Raw genomic sequence first — 14,639 nt, 5'->3', positions numbered from 1 at the left:
CGGCGCGGCGCCGGCCCGCCGGGCGGCTCAGCACTTCACCGCGGCGAGCAGCCCGTGCCCGGTCGGCAGCAGCGCGGGGATCCAGTGCTCCGACTCCCGGATCGCCTTGATCGTCTCGCGGACGGTGACCGTCTCCGCGTCCCGGGCGGCCGGGTCCCCGATCCGGCCGGCGGCCAGGGCGCCGTTCAGCACGAGCACCCCGCCCGGGCGCAGCAGTCGCAGGGCCGCGTCGACGCAGGCGTGGAAGCCGGTCGCCTCGGCGTCGACGAAGACCAGGTCGTACGCGCCGTCCGCGAGCCGGGGCAGCACGTCGAGGGCCCGGCCGGTGATGATCCGGGTGCGGCCGGCCGGGAAGCCCGCCTCGGTGAAGATCCGCCGCGCGATGCGCTGGTGCTCCACCTCGACGTCGATCGTGGTGAGCACGCCGTCCGCGCGCATCCCGCGCAGCAGCCAGACCCCGCTGACCCCGGTGCCGGTGCCGATCTCCACCACCGCCCGCGCGTTGCCGGCGGCCGCGAGGAGCCGCAGCGCGGCGCCCGCGCCCGGGGTCACCGCGTCCAGACCCACCTCGTGCGCGAGGCTGCGGGCGGTGCGCAGGACGAGGTCCTCGGTGACGTACGACTCGGCGAACGACAGGGCCGAGTTCGTCGAACTGCCGGAACCGGCGACCGTGGCGATGGGGCACCTCCGGGCGGCGAGTGGTGCGAGGGGCGTTGGCGGCTATGAGCCTAGAGCCGCCCGTCCGTACGCGCAGCCGCGCGTCCCGCCCACGCGATCAAGGCGGCAACCGCTGACCCCATCCGGGACATCCGTGCAATCCTGGAAGCGGTGTCCCGTCAGTCGCGGCCTGGGCGCTTCGAGGGCCGTGCGACGCGGGGCACGGGGGACGGACTGGGAGGCACCGACGTGACCGACGGCTGGGACTGGCGCCGGCCCGGTGATGCGACGGCATCGACGGCACCGCCGGGGGCGGGCGGCCCGGCCACCGGGCCGGGGAGCCCCGGAAACCAGGGTGCGTCGCCGTGGTGGTCCGACGCGCTGGCCGATCCGTGGCGCGATCCGACGGCGCCCGCCGCGGTGGTCGTACCGGCGGCGACCGGTGTCGGCACCGAACTGGAGCCGGTCAGCGACCCGGACGCCCCCGGCCGGCCGAAGCTCCGCCAGTTGCTGCTCATCCCGCTGATCACCGCGCTGCTCGCCGGCTCTCTCGGTGGTGCCCTCGGGTACGCGCTGGCGGTGCGCGGGGGCGCGGCCGCCACCGTCCTCGGCGCCGACCCGGGTCAGGCGCCCGCGATCGCCCAGCGGCGACCGGACTCGCTGGCCGGGGTCGCCGAACGGGTACTGCCCAGCGTGGTCACCGTCCGGATGAGCAGCCTCGGCGGGACGAGCGAGGGCTCGGGCTTCATCGTGAGCGCCGACGGGCACGTGATCACCAACGACCACGTAGTGGCCGGCGGCACCGGCAAGGCCTCGGTGATCTTCAACGACGGGAGCTCGGCCCCCGCGACCCTGGTGGGCCAGGACCCGGAGTCGGACATCGCCGTCATCAAGGTCGAGCGCCGCAACGGGCTGCGACCCGTGGAGTTCGGCGACTCCGACGCGTTGGCCGTCGGCGATCCGGTGCTCGCGATCGGTTCGCCGCTGTCGCTGGCCAACACGGTCACCGCCGGCATCGTGAGTGCCCTCGACCGGACCATGCAGGCCGGTGAGCCGGGCGGTCCGGTGCGCTACTACGCGGCCATCCAGACCGACGCGGCGGTCAACCACGGCAACTCGGGCGGCCCGCTGGTGGATGGCGCCGGCCGGGTGGTCGGGGTCAACTCGACGATCAAGTCGCTGGTCTCGGACGGGCAGGAGGCCGGCAACATCGGCCTCGCCTTCGCGATCCCGATCAACCAGGCGAAGCGGGTGACGCAGGACATCATCGGCACGGGCAAGGCCCGGCGTACGGTGATCGGCGCCCAGGTCGGCGGGCCCGGCGCGGCCGTGCCCGGTGGTGGGGTCCGGCTGGCGTCGGTGGAGCCGTCCGGCCCGGCCGCGGAGGCGGGTCTCCGGACCGGCGACGTGATCATGCGCCTGAACGGCCGGCCGATGACCGAGCCGAGCGACCTCATCGCGCTGGTCCGGAAGTTCGCCCCCGGCTCGGTGGTCACCGTGGAGTACCGGCGGGGTTCGACCAGGCAGAACGCCTCGGTGACGTTGGCCGCAGATGCGAAGTGAACACTGGGTCACCCCCTCCCCGGCAGGGCCGCCCCGTGCGTAGTCTTGCTGCTGACGCCGAGAGGGGGCCCGCAGGATGCTCGACAACCTGAACTGGTGGGAGATCGGTGCGCTGCTTCTCGTGGCGCTGCTGATCTTCGGCGACCGGCTGCCCGCGGTCATCAGCGACGGGCTGCGGATGGTGCGCAACCTGCGCAACATGGCCCGTAACGCCACCACCGACCTGAGCCGCGAGCTCGGCACCGACATCCAGCTCGAGGACCTGCACCCGAAGGCGTTCATCCGCAAGCACCTCCTCAGCGAGGAGGACGAGCAGGCGATCCGGAAGCCGCTGCAGGGCGTCTACGACAACCTGCGCGCGGACGTGACGGGCGTGCACAACGAGCTGAAGGACGTGGCCAACGCGGCCGACCCGCGGTCGAACGGCCGGACGTCCACCGCCACGGACAGCGCCTCCCCGGCGCCCGCGCCCGCCCAGCGCGTCAGCTACGACGACGCCACCTGACCCCTACGTGACGTGCCGCCCTGCGCGGCGCGCGGTGTCAGCGGCCGGACGGCTTGAGGCCCAGCGGCTTGCCCAGCAGCGACTCCCGCCGCACGGCGAGCCGGTCGGCCACCTTGCCGAGCGCCACCGCCGCCGGCGACTCCGGCTCGGCCAGCACGATCGGGTCGCCCGCGTCGCCGGCCTCCCGCACCCGCGTGTCGAGCGGGATCTGCCCCAGCAGCGGCACCTGGGCGCCGATGGTGCGGGTCAGCGACTCGGCGACGGTCTGCCCGCCCCCGGCACCGAAGATCTCCATCCGCGAGCCGTCCGGCAGCTCCAACCAGGACATGTTCTCGATCACACCGACCACCCGCTGGTGGGTCTGCAGCGCGATCGCCCCGGCGCGCTCCGCCACCTCGGCGGCCGCGGCCTGCGGGGTGGTGACCACGAGGATCTCCGAGTTGGGCAGCAGCTGGGCCAGCGAGATGGCCACGTCGCCGGTGCCGGGCGGCAGGTCGAGCAGGAGCACGTCCAGGTCGCCCCAGTAGACGTCCGCGAGGAACTGCTGCAACGCGCGGTGCAGCATCGGCCCACGCCACACCACGGCGGCGTTGCCGGCGGTGAACATGCCGATAGAGATGACCTTCACGCCGTGCGCCTGCGGCGGCATGATCATGTCTTCCACCCGGGTCGGGAGACCGTCCGCACCGAGCATCCGCGGCACCGAGTGGCCGTAGATGTCGGCGTCGACCACGCCGACGGAGAGCCCGCGGGACGCCAGCGCGGCCGCCAGGTTCACGGTGACGCTGGACTTGCCGACACCGCCCTTGCCGCTGGCCACCGCGTAGACGCGGGTGCGGGAGCCGGGCTGGGCGAACGGAATCACCGGCTCGGCGCTCGCCGCACCGCCCCGCAGCTTCGCCTGCAGCGACTGGCGCTGCTCGGGGCTCATCACCCCGAAGTCGATCTCCACGCCGGTGACCCCGGGCACCGCGGCGACCGCGGCGGTGATGTCCTCGCGCAGCTTGTCCCGCAGCGGGCAGCCGGCGACGGTGAGGAGCAGCTCGACCCGTACCACGCCGTCCGGGCCGATCACGGCGGACCGGACCATGCCCAGGTCGGTGATGGGGCGGCGGATCTCCGGGTCGTTGACCGTGGCCAGAGCGGCCTGGATCGCGTCCTCGACGGTGCTGGCGGGTGCTGACATGCCCGCAATGCTACGTCGGCGGTGATCCGTGGCCGTCGCAGCGGGGGCCGGTGTGAGCGAATCGATGGTGCCCGACGAGGGCCGGACGAGGGCTGGACGGGGAACCGGCGAAGTGGGACGATCGAGACGAACGCCGCTCGCCTGGCCCCTTGAGGCGCGCGGCGTTCAGGTGTTCCCGGGCCGGCTCACCCCTCGCTGCCGCGAGGTGACGTCGAGCCCGGCTGCCCGTCCCGGCTGAAGTCGCCGTCCAGCTCGTCCCGGGGCTCCTCCAGCCCGTCCGGGCCGGCGCCGCGGCCCGCCTTCTCCTGCTGGCGCCGCTCGAGTCGCTGGCGGCGCTGGCTCGCCTCGTCCAACTCCTCGGCCAACCGGGCCAACTCCGTACGGACGAAGTCGCGGGTCGCCACCTCACCCAGGGCGATCCGCAGCGCGGCGATCTCCCGGGCCAGGTACTCGGTGTCGGCCTTCTGCGCCGTCGCCCGCCGCCGGTCCTCCTCCAGGGCCACCCGGTCCCGGTCGGCCTGCCGGTTCTGCGCCAGCAGGATCAGCGGCGCGGCGTAACTGGCCTGCAGGGACAGCACCAGGGTGAGGAACGTGAAGGTGTACGGGTCGAAGCGCAGGTGGGGTGGCGCCAGGGTGTTCCAGCCGAACCAGATCCCGATCACCGCCGTCATGTAGACGATGAAGTTGGCGGTGCCCATGCTCCGGGCGATCCCCTCCGACCAGCGGCCGAACGCCTCCGGGTCGAAGCGGGGCAGCTTCACCCCGCGCGGCTCGCGCGGCTGGTCCAGCCGCTCCGCGCGACGCTGCTCAGCCATCGGTCTCGTCCAGCGTCTCGGTTGCCGCCGGGGCGGGGATCGCGTCCCGGTCTCGCCAGTCCCGAGGGAGGGAGTGGTCCAGCACGTCGTCGACGGTCACCGCACCCACCAGCCGGTTGTTGTGGTCGATGACCGGCATGGCCACCAGGTCGTACGTGGCCATCCGGCGGGTGATCTCCGGCAGTGGAGTGCTGGGCTGCAGCGGGTCGATGTCGTTGACGACCACGCCGCCCAGCAGGTCGGCCGGCGGCTCGCGGAGCAGCCGCTGGAAGTGGACCATGCCGAGGTAGCGCCCGGTGGGGGTCGTCATCGGCGCGCGGGCCACGAACACCTGCGCCGCCACGGCGGGGGAGAGCTGCGGCTCGCGGATCCGCGCCAGCGCCTCGGCCACCGTGGCGTCCGGCGGCAGGATCACCGGCTCGGAGGTCATCACACTGCCCGCGGTGCCGGGGCTGTACTTGAGCAGCTGGCGCACCGGGTCGGCCTCGTCCGGCTGCATCAGGTCGAGCAGCACGTCCTGCTCCGGCGGGGGCAGCTCGCTCAGCAGGTCGGCGGCGTCGTCCGGATCCATCTCCTCCAGGATGTCGGCGGCCCGCTCCCGGTCCAGCGCGGCGAGGATCTCCACCTGGTCGTGCTCGGGCAGCTCGCTCAGGACGTCGGCGAGGCGCTCGTCGTCCAGCGCGGCGGCGACCTCGTTGCGTCGCGCGTCCGGCAGGTCCTGCAGGGCGTTGGCCAGGTCGGCCGGGCGCATCTCCTCCAGGACCGCGAGCAGGTTGGCCGTGCCCCGGCTGTCGGCGATGCCGGTGAGTCCGCGCACCCGCTCCCAGTCAACCTGGTGCAGGTGGCCACGCCGGGTGAGCCGGCCGGTGTGCTCGCGGACGGCGACCCGGGTGAGCGACCACTCGCCGCCCCGGCTGCACTCCATCGCCACGTCCACCACGGTGCCGGCCTGGCCGCCCGGGTCGAGGCTCACCCGCCGGTCCAGCAGCTCCTGGAGCACCAGCAGCTCGTTCGGGCGCTTCTCGAAGCGGCGCAGGTTGAGCGTGCCGGTGCCGAGCACGACGGCCTCGGCGTCGATCGAGGTGATCCGGTTGATGGAGAGGAAGATCCGCCGGCGCATCGGCATCTCGGCGACGAGCCCCACCACCTCCGGCGGACGCTGGGTCGGTCGGAGCCGGGCCACCGCGTCGCGGACACGGCCCACCTGGTCGCCGTTGGGATCGAAGACGGCGACTCCGGCGAGCCGGGCGATGTAGACCCGGGTCGGGGTTGTCACGGCCACCAGCCTAAGCGCCTAGGGTTTATCAGCATGTCGACCTTGTCCTACGAGATCGTGGACGTCTTCACCGACCGTCCGTTCGCCGGAAACCCGCTCGCCGTGGTGTTCGGCGCGGAAGCCCTGGCCGCCGAGCAGATGCAGGCACTCGCGCTGGAGTTCAACCTCTCCGAGACGGTGTTCGTGCTGCCGCCCACGCAGGTCGGCGCCACCTACCGGGCCCGCATCTTCACACCCGCGGAGGAGCTGCCGTTCGCCGGGCACCCCAGCGTGGGGGCGGCGGTGGCGGCGAGCCGGCGGGGCATGTTCGGCGAGGGCCAGGTCATGCAGGAGTGCGGTGCCGGCGTGCTGCCGATCGAGGTCACCGCGACCGGCGCGACGCTGACCGGCGGGCTGCCCACCCTGGGGCCCGAGCTGGACCCGGAGCCGTTGCTGGAGATCGCGAGCCTGCGCGCCGACGACCACGCGGGCCCGGCGCCCCGGGTGGCGGGGTGCGGGCTGGAGTTCCCCTACCTGCCGGTGCGCCCGGAGGCGGTCGCCCGGGCCCGGGTCAACCCGGCGGCGGCCCAGCGGTACGGCGTGGATCATGTGTGCGTCTTCTCCTGGGACGCGGCCACGCAAACCGCGCACAGCCGGGTCTTCGTGCCGGGCCTCGGCGTTCCGGAGGATCCGGCGACCGGCTCGGCGGCCCTCGGTCTCGGCGTGTGGCTGGTCGCGACCGGGCTGCTCCCCGGCGACGGTCGGGCCACCTACGACGTGCGTCAGGGCATCGAGATCAGGCGCCCGTCCGCGCTGGCCTGCACGGTGACGGCGGCGAACGGCGCGGCGGTGGGTGCCACCGTGGCCGGGCAGGTCGTCCCGGTGGCCCGTGGCGAGATCATGGTGCCGCCGTTCGTGGGCTGAGCGGCGCGGCACATCCGGCAAGGCTGACGTGATCGAACCGGCGTGGGGGAGGATGCCGCTGTGACGGACGAGGACGGGCGGCAGAGCACGCCCCTGGTCGACGAGGTCGTCAAGAAGGCAGCCGTGGCCTGGGTGGCCGTCTCCGGTGGCCCGCCCCGGGCACTGTGGTGCGCCACGCTGGAGAACTCGCTGCTGGTGGTCAGCGGCCCCGGCGAGCAGGCCGCGCCCGGGCTGGCCGACGCCACCGAGGCGCAGGTCACCATGCGCGGCGACCACGGCGGCCGGATCGTGACCTGGCCGGCGCGGGTGAACCGGTTGCGGCCGGGCACCGAGGAGTGGGAGACGGTCGCGCCGCTGGTGGCCGCGAAGCGGTTGAACGCGCCCGGGCCGACCGCCGAGCTGGTGCGGCGCTGGGCCGACGAGGGGTGCGCGCTCACCCGGCTCACCCCGGCCGGCGAGCCGGTCTCCGGCGACGCCCTGCCGAGCGGGTCGCTGGCCGAGCCGCCGCGGGAGACCCCGGCGGCCCGCCCCACACGCCGGCCGTTCCGGCTGCACCGGGTGCGCCGCCGCTGACCGTCGCGCCCGTCACGAGGGTTGTCTCGCCCATCGGCGGGAGAACCAGCCCGGCCCGCAGCGCCGGCGCGAACGGCGGGGCAGGGCGGGGTGGTCGAGCGGACGACCGGCCGGGACGGCGCCGGTGTCGGCGTCGACCAGGTCGAGCACCTCGCCCAGCGAGCCGAGCACCGGGCCGCGCCAGGTGAGGTCGGCGTTGAACACCATGTGCTCGGCCAGGTCGGGCGCGGCCAGCCGGGCGGCGCTCATCCCGGCGCGTTCCGCGCCGGTGAGTTCCTGGCTGCCGCCGTCGCCGACGTAGAGGCAGTCCTCCGGGGCCAGCCCGAGCCGGCGGCACGCCGCCAGGTAGAGCTCCGGATCCGGTTTGCAGCGCCCCACCTGCACGGAGAAGACACGGACGTCGAGCAGCGGGGCGACCGCCAGGTCCGGCAGGAAGGCTGGCAGCTCGTGGGTGCAGTCGCTGATCACACCGGTGCGCAGGCCGCGTCCGCGCAGTGCGGCCAGCGTCGTCACGGCGTCGGGGCGCAGCCGCGTGTCCGCGCGTACGGCCAGGTGCCGGGCTGCCACGGCCGCGCGCAGCGCGCTGTCCGGCGGGTGCACGCCGGCCTGGGCGCAGACCCAGCGCAGGGTCGCCTCGGCGTTCCCGAGCCGGCCGGTGGCGCGCTCGTAGAAGGTGCGGTCCAGCACCTCGGTGAAGGTGTCGGGAGGACAGCCCAGCAACCGCGCGGTGCCCTGATGGCCGGCGCCGCGCCGCACCGACCGGGTCAGCGTGCCGAAGAAGTCGAAGAGCACCGCCTGGAACCTGGGCATGAGGGAGCGCCTCCGGGCGTGAGGGGTCACCAGCGCGGACCGCGTGATCGTAACCGAGTGCTGACGGTCCGTGGTGGCCCGGGGCGTGTGACTATTGCTCACCGTGTCCCCCGCTCAACACCGCCCGCCGCTCGACCCGGTGACCACCGGGGCGCTCGTCCTGGCCGTGGCCGCCGTCTCGTCCTCCGCCCCGCTGATCGCGTTCGCGGCCGCCCCCGCCCTGGCCGTCGCGTTCTGGCGCAACCTGTTCTCGGTGGCGGCGCTCGGGCCGTTCGCGGCGACCCGCCGGCGCGCGGAGCTGCGGGCACTCACGGTGGGCGCGGGCCGGCGCGAGGGCTGGTACTGCGTGCTCTCCGGCGTCGCGCTCGCCGCCCACTTCGCGACCTGGATGCCGAGCGCGCAGCTGACCTCGGTCGCCGCGGCGACCGCCCTCGGCGCCACGCAGCCGGTGTGGCAGGGGCTGATCGCCCGGGCGCAGGGGCGGCGGCTGCCCGTGGTGGTCTGGGCCGGCATCGGCGTGGCGGTCGCGGGTGCCATGTTCGCCACCGGAGCCGACTTCGCGGCCTCCGGCCGCGCGTTCGCCGGTGACCTGCTCGCGGTCGCGGGCGGGATGTTCGCCGCGATCTACACCGCGTTCGGCGAACGGGCCCGCGCGACCGTCAGCACCACGGCGTACACCACGATCTGTTACAGCGTCTGCGCCCTGATCCTGCTGGTCGTCTGCCTCGTCGGCGGAGTGCCGGTGGTGGGCTTCGACGGCCGGACCTGGCTGGCGATCCTCGCCCTGGTGGCGGGCGCCCAGCTGCTGGGGCACTCGATGTTCAACTACGCGCTGCGGCGCGTCTCCGCCACGACCGTGAGCGTGCTCGTCCTGCTGGAGGCGCCGGGCGCCGCCCTGATCGGCTGGGCCTGGCTCGGTCAACTGCCCCGGCCGCTCGCCCTGCCGGGGCTGGCCCTGCTGCTCGCCGGTGTCGTCGTGGTGGTGCTCGGCGGCGCCCGGGCCGGCCGCCGTCCCGAGCCCGCCCCCGTACCCGCCGACGCGGCTCCGCTGGCCGACTGACGCCCTGCCCGTGGCGAGTGTCGCCATTCCGCCCCTGAGTCGCGCCCTTTCGGTGAGAGTGCGGAAGGAGGGCGCGAGGAGGGGCGGGCCATGCGGCGGCGCGGCGGCGGGCAGGACGAGGGCACACCGGGGACGGTGGTCACGCCCTCGGCCGAGTTCCCGCCGCTGGACGAGGAGGAGCTGGGCGCGCTGCGCCGCATCGGCGAGCAGTGGCGGGCCGCCGCGGACGGGCCCCCGCCCGGTCCGGAACAGATCCCGCTCGATCCGACCCTCCACCGCCACCACGCCGAACCCGTGCCCGGCCGGTTCGGCCGGCTCGCCCCGATCGCCCTGTTCACCGCGGGCGATCCGGGTGAGCTCGTCGCCACCGAGCCGGCGAACGCGCCGGGCACCCCGGCCGGCCGGGCGCTGACCCGGTTCCGGCGGGCGCTGCTCGGGCCGCCGCTCACCAGCGCGGCCGTGCTCTACGAGCGGATGCGCAAGCTGGTGGCCCTTCCGGTGCTCTCCTCCGACCTGCTCAGCTCCGTGGCCTACGGGCCGGAGGCGATGCTGGCCGTGCTGGTGCTCGCGGGCGGGGGCGCGCTCGGCCTGTCGCTGCCGCTGGCGGCCGTGCTGGCCGTGCTCATGGTCGCCGTGGGGCTGTCGTACCGGCAGACCGTGATCGCCTATCCGCACGGCGCCGGCTCCTACGTGGTGGCCACCGACAACCTCGGCGTACGGCCGGGTCTCGCCGCCGCGGCGGGCCTGCTGGTCGACTACGTGCTGACGGTCGCGGTGTCGGTGGCGGCCGGGGTGCACGCGGTCACCTCAGCGATCCCCGCGCTGACCCGGTACGCCGTCCCCCTGGGCGTGCTCACCATCGTCGTGCTGCTCGCCGGCAACCTGCGTGGCGTGCGGGCCGCCGGCAACCTCTTCGTCTGGCCGACGTACGTCTTCGTCCTCGCGCTGCTCGCGGTGCTCGTGGTCGGCTACGCGCGGGCCGGCGCACGCGGTTTCGAGCCGGTGCCCGCCCCGGCGGTGCCGGCCACCGAGGGGCTGGGTCTGCTGCTGGTGCTGCGCGCGTTCGCCTCCGGCGCGGTCTCCATGACCGGGATCGAGGCCGTGTCGAACGCGGTTCCCGCGTTCCGACCGCCGGAGTCCCGCAACGCGCGCACCACACTCAGCTGGATGGTGGGCATGCTGGTCGTGCTCTTCGTCGGGTTGACCGTGCTGATCCACCTGGGCGGGCTGGTGCCGAGACCGGAGGCCACCCTGCTGTCCCAACTGGCGCGGGCCACGTTCCCCACCGGCCCCTGGTACGCGCTCGTGCAGGCCGCCACCGCGCTGATCCTGCTGCTGGCCGCGAACACCGCCTTCAACGGCTTTCCACGCCTGCTGTTCTTCATGGCCCGGGCCGGGCACGCGCCGCGCCGGTTCCTGCACATGGGCGACCGGCTGGCGTTCAGCGGCGGTCTCGTCGCGCTCGCCGTCGCGGCGGGGGCGGTCTTCGTCGCGTTCCGTGGTCTCACGGCGTCGCTGATCCCGCTCTACGCGGTCGGGGTCTTCCTCGCCTTCACCCTCTCCCAGGTCGGAATGGTGGTGCACTGGCACCGGCGGCGTGGCCGCGGCTGGCGGCGGCGGCTGGCGGTCAACGCGTTGGGCGGCGCCCTCTCCGGCCTGGTGTTGGTCATCTCGGCGCTCACCAAGTTCACCGAGGGCGCGTGGGTGGTCGTCGCGGCCGTGCCGCTGCTCATGCTGCTGTCCCTCGCCATCCACCGGCACTACCGACGGCTGCGCGAGTCGCTGGCGCTGCACCCGCCGCCGAACGGCCGACCTCCCGGGCCGATGGCCACGGCGCCGCTGCCCGGCGCGGTCGAGCCCGGGGCGCCGGGCGAGGCCCAGGAGCTCCCACAGCAGGTGCGGCACCTCGTGGTGGTCCCCGTCGCCCGGCTGAACCGGGCCTCGCTGCGGGCCCTCGCGTACGCGGCGTCGCTGCGCCAGCCGACCCTCGCCGTCCACATCGCGCCGGAGGACGCCGAGTCGGACCGGTTCCGGGAGCAGTGGCAGGCCTGGGGCGACCACGTACGGCTGGAGACGATCGTGGCGCCGTACCGGACGGTGATCGGCCCGCTCGCGCACTACCTGGAGGCGCTGCACGTCTCCCGGCCCGACGTGCTGGTCACCGTGGTGGTGCCCGAGGTGGTGGTACGCGGTCCCTGGCAGCGGCTGCTGCACAGCCGGGCCGAGCACCGGCTGCGCCGGGCCCTGCGGGCCCTGCCGGGAGTGGTGGTGACCAGCCTGCCCGTGCACCTGGCCGACTGACGATCCGTCCGCGTCGGGCTCGCCGCCCCCGGTCGGCCGCCGCAGAATGAGCCTCCGGGGCGGAGTCTCCTTCCCTCCACGGTGGCCCCGCCGGGCGTCTGTCCGGGGGAGGAGGGTGACTTGAGCACTGAGGAGCGGGCACGATCCGACTTCGCCGACTTCGTGCGGGCCCAGAACGCCGGGCTCACCCGGTTCGCGTACCTGCTCGTCGGCGACCGGCACCACGCCGAGGACCTGGTGCAGACCGCGCTGGCCCGGGTGGCGGTGCACTGGGAGCGAATCGACGACCCGGCGGCGTACGTGCGGCGGACCCTCTGCACCCAGGCGGCGAGCTGGTGGCGGTGGCGCCGGGCCCGCCCGCCGGAGCAGCTCGGTGCCACCCTGCCGGAGAGCACCTCCCGCCCGGTCGACGACGCCGACCTGCGGCTCGTGCTGCGGGCGGCGCTGGCCCGGCTGACCGTCCGCCAACGGGCCGTGCTGGTGCTGCGCTACTACGAGGACCGGTCCGAGTCGGAGACCGCCACGCTGCTCGGCTGCCGGGTCGGCACCGTCAAGAGTCAGACCCGGCACGCGCTCGCCCGGCTGCGCGTCCTCGCCCCCGAACTGGCCGACCTGGTCGGTGACACCCCGCAGGAGGTGACGCGATGAGCAGCCGCCTCACCGACGCGCTGCGGCGGCTCGCGGACGAGGTGCCGGCCGCCGCCGTACCGGAGGGGCTCTTCGACACCGCGCGGACCCGGCGCCGTCGTCGCCGGGCCGCCGCCGCCACCGCCGTCGCCATCCTCATGCTGCTGGCCGGCACCGGGTACGCGCTGCGCCCGGTCGCGCTGCCGGCGCCCGCGGCCCCGCGGGTGGACGCGCCCGGTCTCCCGACCCGCCTCGTCGCCCCGCCGCTGCGCACCGCGTCGGTGCGCGACTCGGCCCCCGGCGCGGTGGCGATGCTCTTCGGCGGCCCGGACCTGCGCACCGACTGGTTCGAGCACCGGCTGGGGGTGGTGGCCGCCGACGCCGACCGGTACCGGGTGCTGGACGCCGGTCCGCGCGTGCCCGGCTTCGAGGTGCTGCTCTCGCCGGACGGCCGCCTTCTGTGGGAACAGGGACGGCTGCTCGACCTGACCACCGGCCGGTCCGTGCCGGACGCGCCGCCCGACCATCCGCTGGCCTTCGCGCCCGCCGGTGACCGGCTGGCGTACGCCGGTCCGGAGACCTTCTCCCCGCCGAACACCTACGCCACCCCGTACGTCGGCGTGTACGACCGCGGGCTCCGGGCCGAGGTGCTCCGGGTGCCGGTGGGAAGCGCGTGGATCCCGCCGGGGCAGGCCGCCGCGCTCTCGCCGGACGGCGGGGAGCTGGCCCTCCAGGTGCGCGACGAGGTGTGGCTGACCCGCGTCGGCGACGCGGGCGCGGATCGCACGGCCGCGCCGTACCGGAAGCTGCCGCTGGCCGGGGGTCGCCTGGCCGGGGCCGGGTCCTGGTCGCCGGACGGCCGGTCCGTGGCCGTCCTGGAGCGCTCGCGGTGCACCGACTGCCCGGTGCCGTCGTACCCGCGCACGTGGCGGCTCGCGACCCGGGCCGCCGCCGAGGACGCCCCACGGGCCGGCGCCCCCTTCCCCGAGCTGCGTTCGCGCACCTACGTCCAGGTGCTCGGCTGGCGTTCGGCCGACGAGGCGGTGGCGCTGGTCGGCGTGCCCGGGCGCGCGGCCGTGGACCGCCCCGACGACCACGACATCGCCTGGAGCCCCTACCAGGAACCGGGCACCGAGGCGGTCGAGCTGGTGCTGCTACGCCGGGGCGCGCCCGCGCCGGAGGTGCTCTTCCGCACGCCGGCCGGGATCACCGACCTGTCGGTCGCCGCCGACCTCGCCATCGACGGCGCCGTACGCCCGTCGGGTCGCCCCGACTTCGGCCCGCCGCCGTTCTGGCTGGTCGCGCTCGGCCTGCTCGGCGTGGCGGCCGTCGCCGTCCCGGCGCTCGCCCTGCTGAGCCGCTGGCGGGCACGTCGGGGTTCGCGCGGGCGGAGGTGGGCCCCCGGGCCCTGATCCCGCGTGTCCCGTCCCGCCGAGGGACCCCGGCCGCCGCCGGTGCGGACGCCGCTCCGGTTATTCGGGGACGCCGACGGCCTTGGCGCTGGCCGTCCAGAGCCGGGCGGCCAGCTGCGGGTCGGTCGCCTTGCGCAGCGGGCGGCGGAGCCGGCGGTCGTAGTAGTAGCCGCCGCGGACCAGCCGCGCCGGGTCGGAGTTGACCAGCCAGAGCAGCGTCTGTGCCCCCTTCTCGGGGCTGCGGAACGGCAGCAGCCGCATGCCGAGCGCCACGAGGCGGCTCTCGTTGCCGAACCGGGTGCGCACCACGCCCGGGTGGAAGCTGTGCGCGGCGACCTCCGGCCAGCGCCGGGCCGCCTCCGCGGTGAAGAGGATGTTCGCCTGTTTGCTGGTGCCGTACGCGGTCATCGCCCGGTAGCGGCGCAGCGGACGGTTGAGGTCGTCCGGGTCCAGGATGCCGCTGCGGTGCGCGCCAGAAGCGGTGACGACCATTCGGCCGATCCGGTCGCGCAGCAGGTTGCTGAGTAGGAACGGAGCCAGGTGGTTGGCCTGGATGGAGAGCTCGAACCCGTCGACCGTGGTGACCGGCTGGAGCACGATCGCCCCGGCGTTGTTGACCAGCACGTCGATCCGGTCGTACGCGGACCGCAGCTTCTCGGCCAGCCGGCGTACGTCGTCGAGCACCGCGAAGTCGGCCCGGAACAGCTCCGGCCGCTCCCCGGACGCGTCGCGCACCCGGTCACCGGCGGCTTGGAGGCGGGCCGGGTCCCGCCCGACCAGTACCACCTGGTCACCGCGGCGCGCCAGGTCGACCGCGGCCGCCAGGCCGATGCCCGAGCTGGCGCCGGTCACCACCACCAGGCGGCGCCCAGTGAGATCTTCCACAGCTCCATTCACCGCGGTCATGGCGTGAGGTTACCGTGGCGTAACACCCTTTGGGATCGTTAAGTA

Annotated in this window: 14 protein-coding genes; 8 read left to right on the top strand and 6 right to left on the bottom strand. The window is 74.9% G+C overall.

All coding sequences use genetic code 11. The annotated features are described in order from the left end of the window. Positions 1 to 27: 27 nt before the first annotated feature. The gene (locus tag SM573_RS06620) at positions 28 to 636 is read right to left on the bottom strand and encodes an O-methyltransferase (RefSeq protein WP_474612040.1); all 609 of its coding nucleotides are present in this window, start codon (positions 634 to 636) and stop codon (positions 28 to 30) included. A gap of 255 nt (positions 637 to 891) precedes the next feature. Between SM573_RS06620 and SM573_RS06615 the strand changes: the two genes are divergently transcribed. Then, positions 892 to 2,220 carry a S1C family serine protease gene (locus tag SM573_RS06615; protein WP_474612041.1) on the top strand — a complete coding sequence of 443 codons (1,329 nt, stop codon included), beginning with the start codon at positions 892 to 894 and terminating at the stop codon, positions 2,218 to 2,220. 76 nt (positions 2,221 to 2,296) lie between these two features. After that, positions 2,297 to 2,725: a twin-arginine translocase TatA/TatE family subunit gene (locus SM573_RS06610; RefSeq protein WP_474611543.1), complete on the top strand. Its 429-nt coding sequence runs from the start codon at positions 2,297 to 2,299 to the stop codon at positions 2,723 to 2,725. 37 nt (positions 2,726 to 2,762) lie between these two features. Here SM573_RS06610 and SM573_RS06605 read toward each other — a convergent pair whose 3' ends face one another. From SM573_RS06605 to SM573_RS06595, 3 genes are all read right to left on the bottom strand, one after another. Next, on the bottom strand, positions 2,763 to 3,911 hold the full coding sequence (locus SM573_RS06605) for an Mrp/NBP35 family ATP-binding protein (protein WP_474611544.1): 1,149 nt from the start codon (positions 3,909 to 3,911) through the stop codon (positions 2,763 to 2,765). A gap of 185 nt (positions 3,912 to 4,096) precedes the next feature. Next, on the bottom strand, positions 4,097 to 4,726 hold the full coding sequence (locus tag SM573_RS06600) for a DUF1003 domain-containing protein (RefSeq protein WP_474611545.1): 630 nt from the start codon (positions 4,724 to 4,726) through the stop codon (positions 4,097 to 4,099). Then, positions 4,719 to 6,002, bottom strand: a complete 1,284-nt coding sequence (locus tag SM573_RS06595) for a magnesium transporter MgtE N-terminal domain-containing protein (protein ID WP_474611546.1) — start codon at positions 6,000 to 6,002, stop codon at positions 4,719 to 4,721. Before SM573_RS06595 ends, SM573_RS06600 begins: the two co-directional genes overlap by 8 nt. Positions 6,003 to 6,035: 33 nt before the next feature. On the opposite strand from SM573_RS06595, the gene SM573_RS06590 reads away from it, so the two are divergent. Then, the gene (locus tag SM573_RS06590) at positions 6,036 to 6,905 is read left to right on the top strand and encodes a PhzF family phenazine biosynthesis protein (protein WP_474611547.1); all 870 of its coding nucleotides are present in this window, start codon (positions 6,036 to 6,038) and stop codon (positions 6,903 to 6,905) included. Positions 6,906 to 6,965: 60 nt separating this feature from the next. Next, positions 6,966 to 7,478, top strand: coding sequence for a hypothetical protein (locus SM573_RS06585; protein ID WP_474611548.1), 513 nt, complete (start codon positions 6,966 to 6,968; stop codon positions 7,476 to 7,478). Between the two features lie 12 nt (positions 7,479 to 7,490). Here the strand turns inward: SM573_RS06585 and SM573_RS06580 are convergent, their stop codons facing one another. Beyond that, positions 7,491 to 8,288: an HAD family hydrolase gene (locus SM573_RS06580; RefSeq protein ID WP_474611549.1), complete on the bottom strand. Its 798-nt coding sequence runs from the start codon at positions 8,286 to 8,288 to the stop codon at positions 7,491 to 7,493. 103 nt (positions 8,289 to 8,391) lie between these two features. On the opposite strand from SM573_RS06580, the gene SM573_RS06575 reads away from it, so the two are divergent. The 4 genes from SM573_RS06575 (at position 8,392) to SM573_RS06560 (ending at position 13,688) form a co-directional block, all read left to right on the top strand. Next, entirely contained in the window at positions 8,392 to 9,348 is a 957-nt protein-coding gene (locus SM573_RS06575) for a DMT family transporter (RefSeq protein WP_474615691.1), read from the top strand. A 90-nt stretch (positions 9,349 to 9,438) separates the two neighbouring features. Beyond that, positions 9,439 to 11,649 (top strand): APC family permease, encoded by a 2,211-nt coding sequence (locus tag SM573_RS06570; protein WP_474611551.1) that lies wholly within the window; start codon positions 9,439 to 9,441, stop codon positions 11,647 to 11,649. 120 nt (positions 11,650 to 11,769) lie between these two features. Next, complete coding sequence (locus tag SM573_RS06565) at positions 11,770 to 12,297, top strand: SigE family RNA polymerase sigma factor (RefSeq protein ID WP_474611552.1); 528 nt, start codon at positions 11,770 to 11,772, stop codon at positions 12,295 to 12,297. Then, positions 12,294 to 13,688: a hypothetical protein gene (locus SM573_RS06560; protein ID WP_474615690.1), complete on the top strand. Its 1,395-nt coding sequence runs from the start codon at positions 12,294 to 12,296 to the stop codon at positions 13,686 to 13,688. Before SM573_RS06565 ends, SM573_RS06560 begins: the two co-directional genes overlap by 4 nt. Before the next feature lie 60 nt (positions 13,689 to 13,748). Here the strand turns inward: SM573_RS06560 and SM573_RS06555 are convergent, their stop codons facing one another. Next, positions 13,749 to 14,573, bottom strand: coding sequence for an SDR family NAD(P)-dependent oxidoreductase (locus SM573_RS06555; RefSeq protein ID WP_474615689.1), 825 nt, complete (start codon positions 14,571 to 14,573; stop codon positions 13,749 to 13,751). Between the last annotated feature and the right edge of the window lie 66 nt (positions 14,574 to 14,639).

The sequence above is a fragment of the Micromonospora xinjiangensis genome (genome assembly GCF_056150165.1).
This window is presented reverse-complemented; position numbering and strand designations above follow the sequence as displayed.

Bases quoted from the DNA above. Each gene is read 5' to 3' on its own strand.
- SM573_RS06605 (WP_474611544.1), bottom strand. From the start codon at position 3,911: ATGTCAGCACCCGCCAGCACCGTCGAGGACGCGATCCAGGCCGCTCTG.
- SM573_RS06570 (WP_474611551.1), top strand. From the start codon at position 9,439: ATGCGGCGGCGCGGCGGCGGGCAGGACGAGGGCACACCGGGGACGGTG.
- SM573_RS06590 (WP_474611547.1), top strand. From the start codon at position 6,036: ATGTCGACCTTGTCCTACGAGATCGTGGACGTCTTCACCGACCGTCCG.
- SM573_RS06580 (WP_474611549.1), bottom strand. From the start codon at position 8,288: ATGCCCAGGTTCCAGGCGGTGCTCTTCGACTTCTTCGGCACGCTGACC.
- SM573_RS06610 (WP_474611543.1), top strand. From the start codon at position 2,297: ATGCTCGACAACCTGAACTGGTGGGAGATCGGTGCGCTGCTTCTCGTG.
- SM573_RS06560 (WP_474615690.1), top strand. From the start codon at position 12,294: ATGAGCAGCCGCCTCACCGACGCGCTGCGGCGGCTCGCGGACGAGGTG.
- SM573_RS06600 (WP_474611545.1), bottom strand. From the start codon at position 4,726: ATGGCTGAGCAGCGTCGCGCGGAGCGGCTGGACCAGCCGCGCGAGCCG.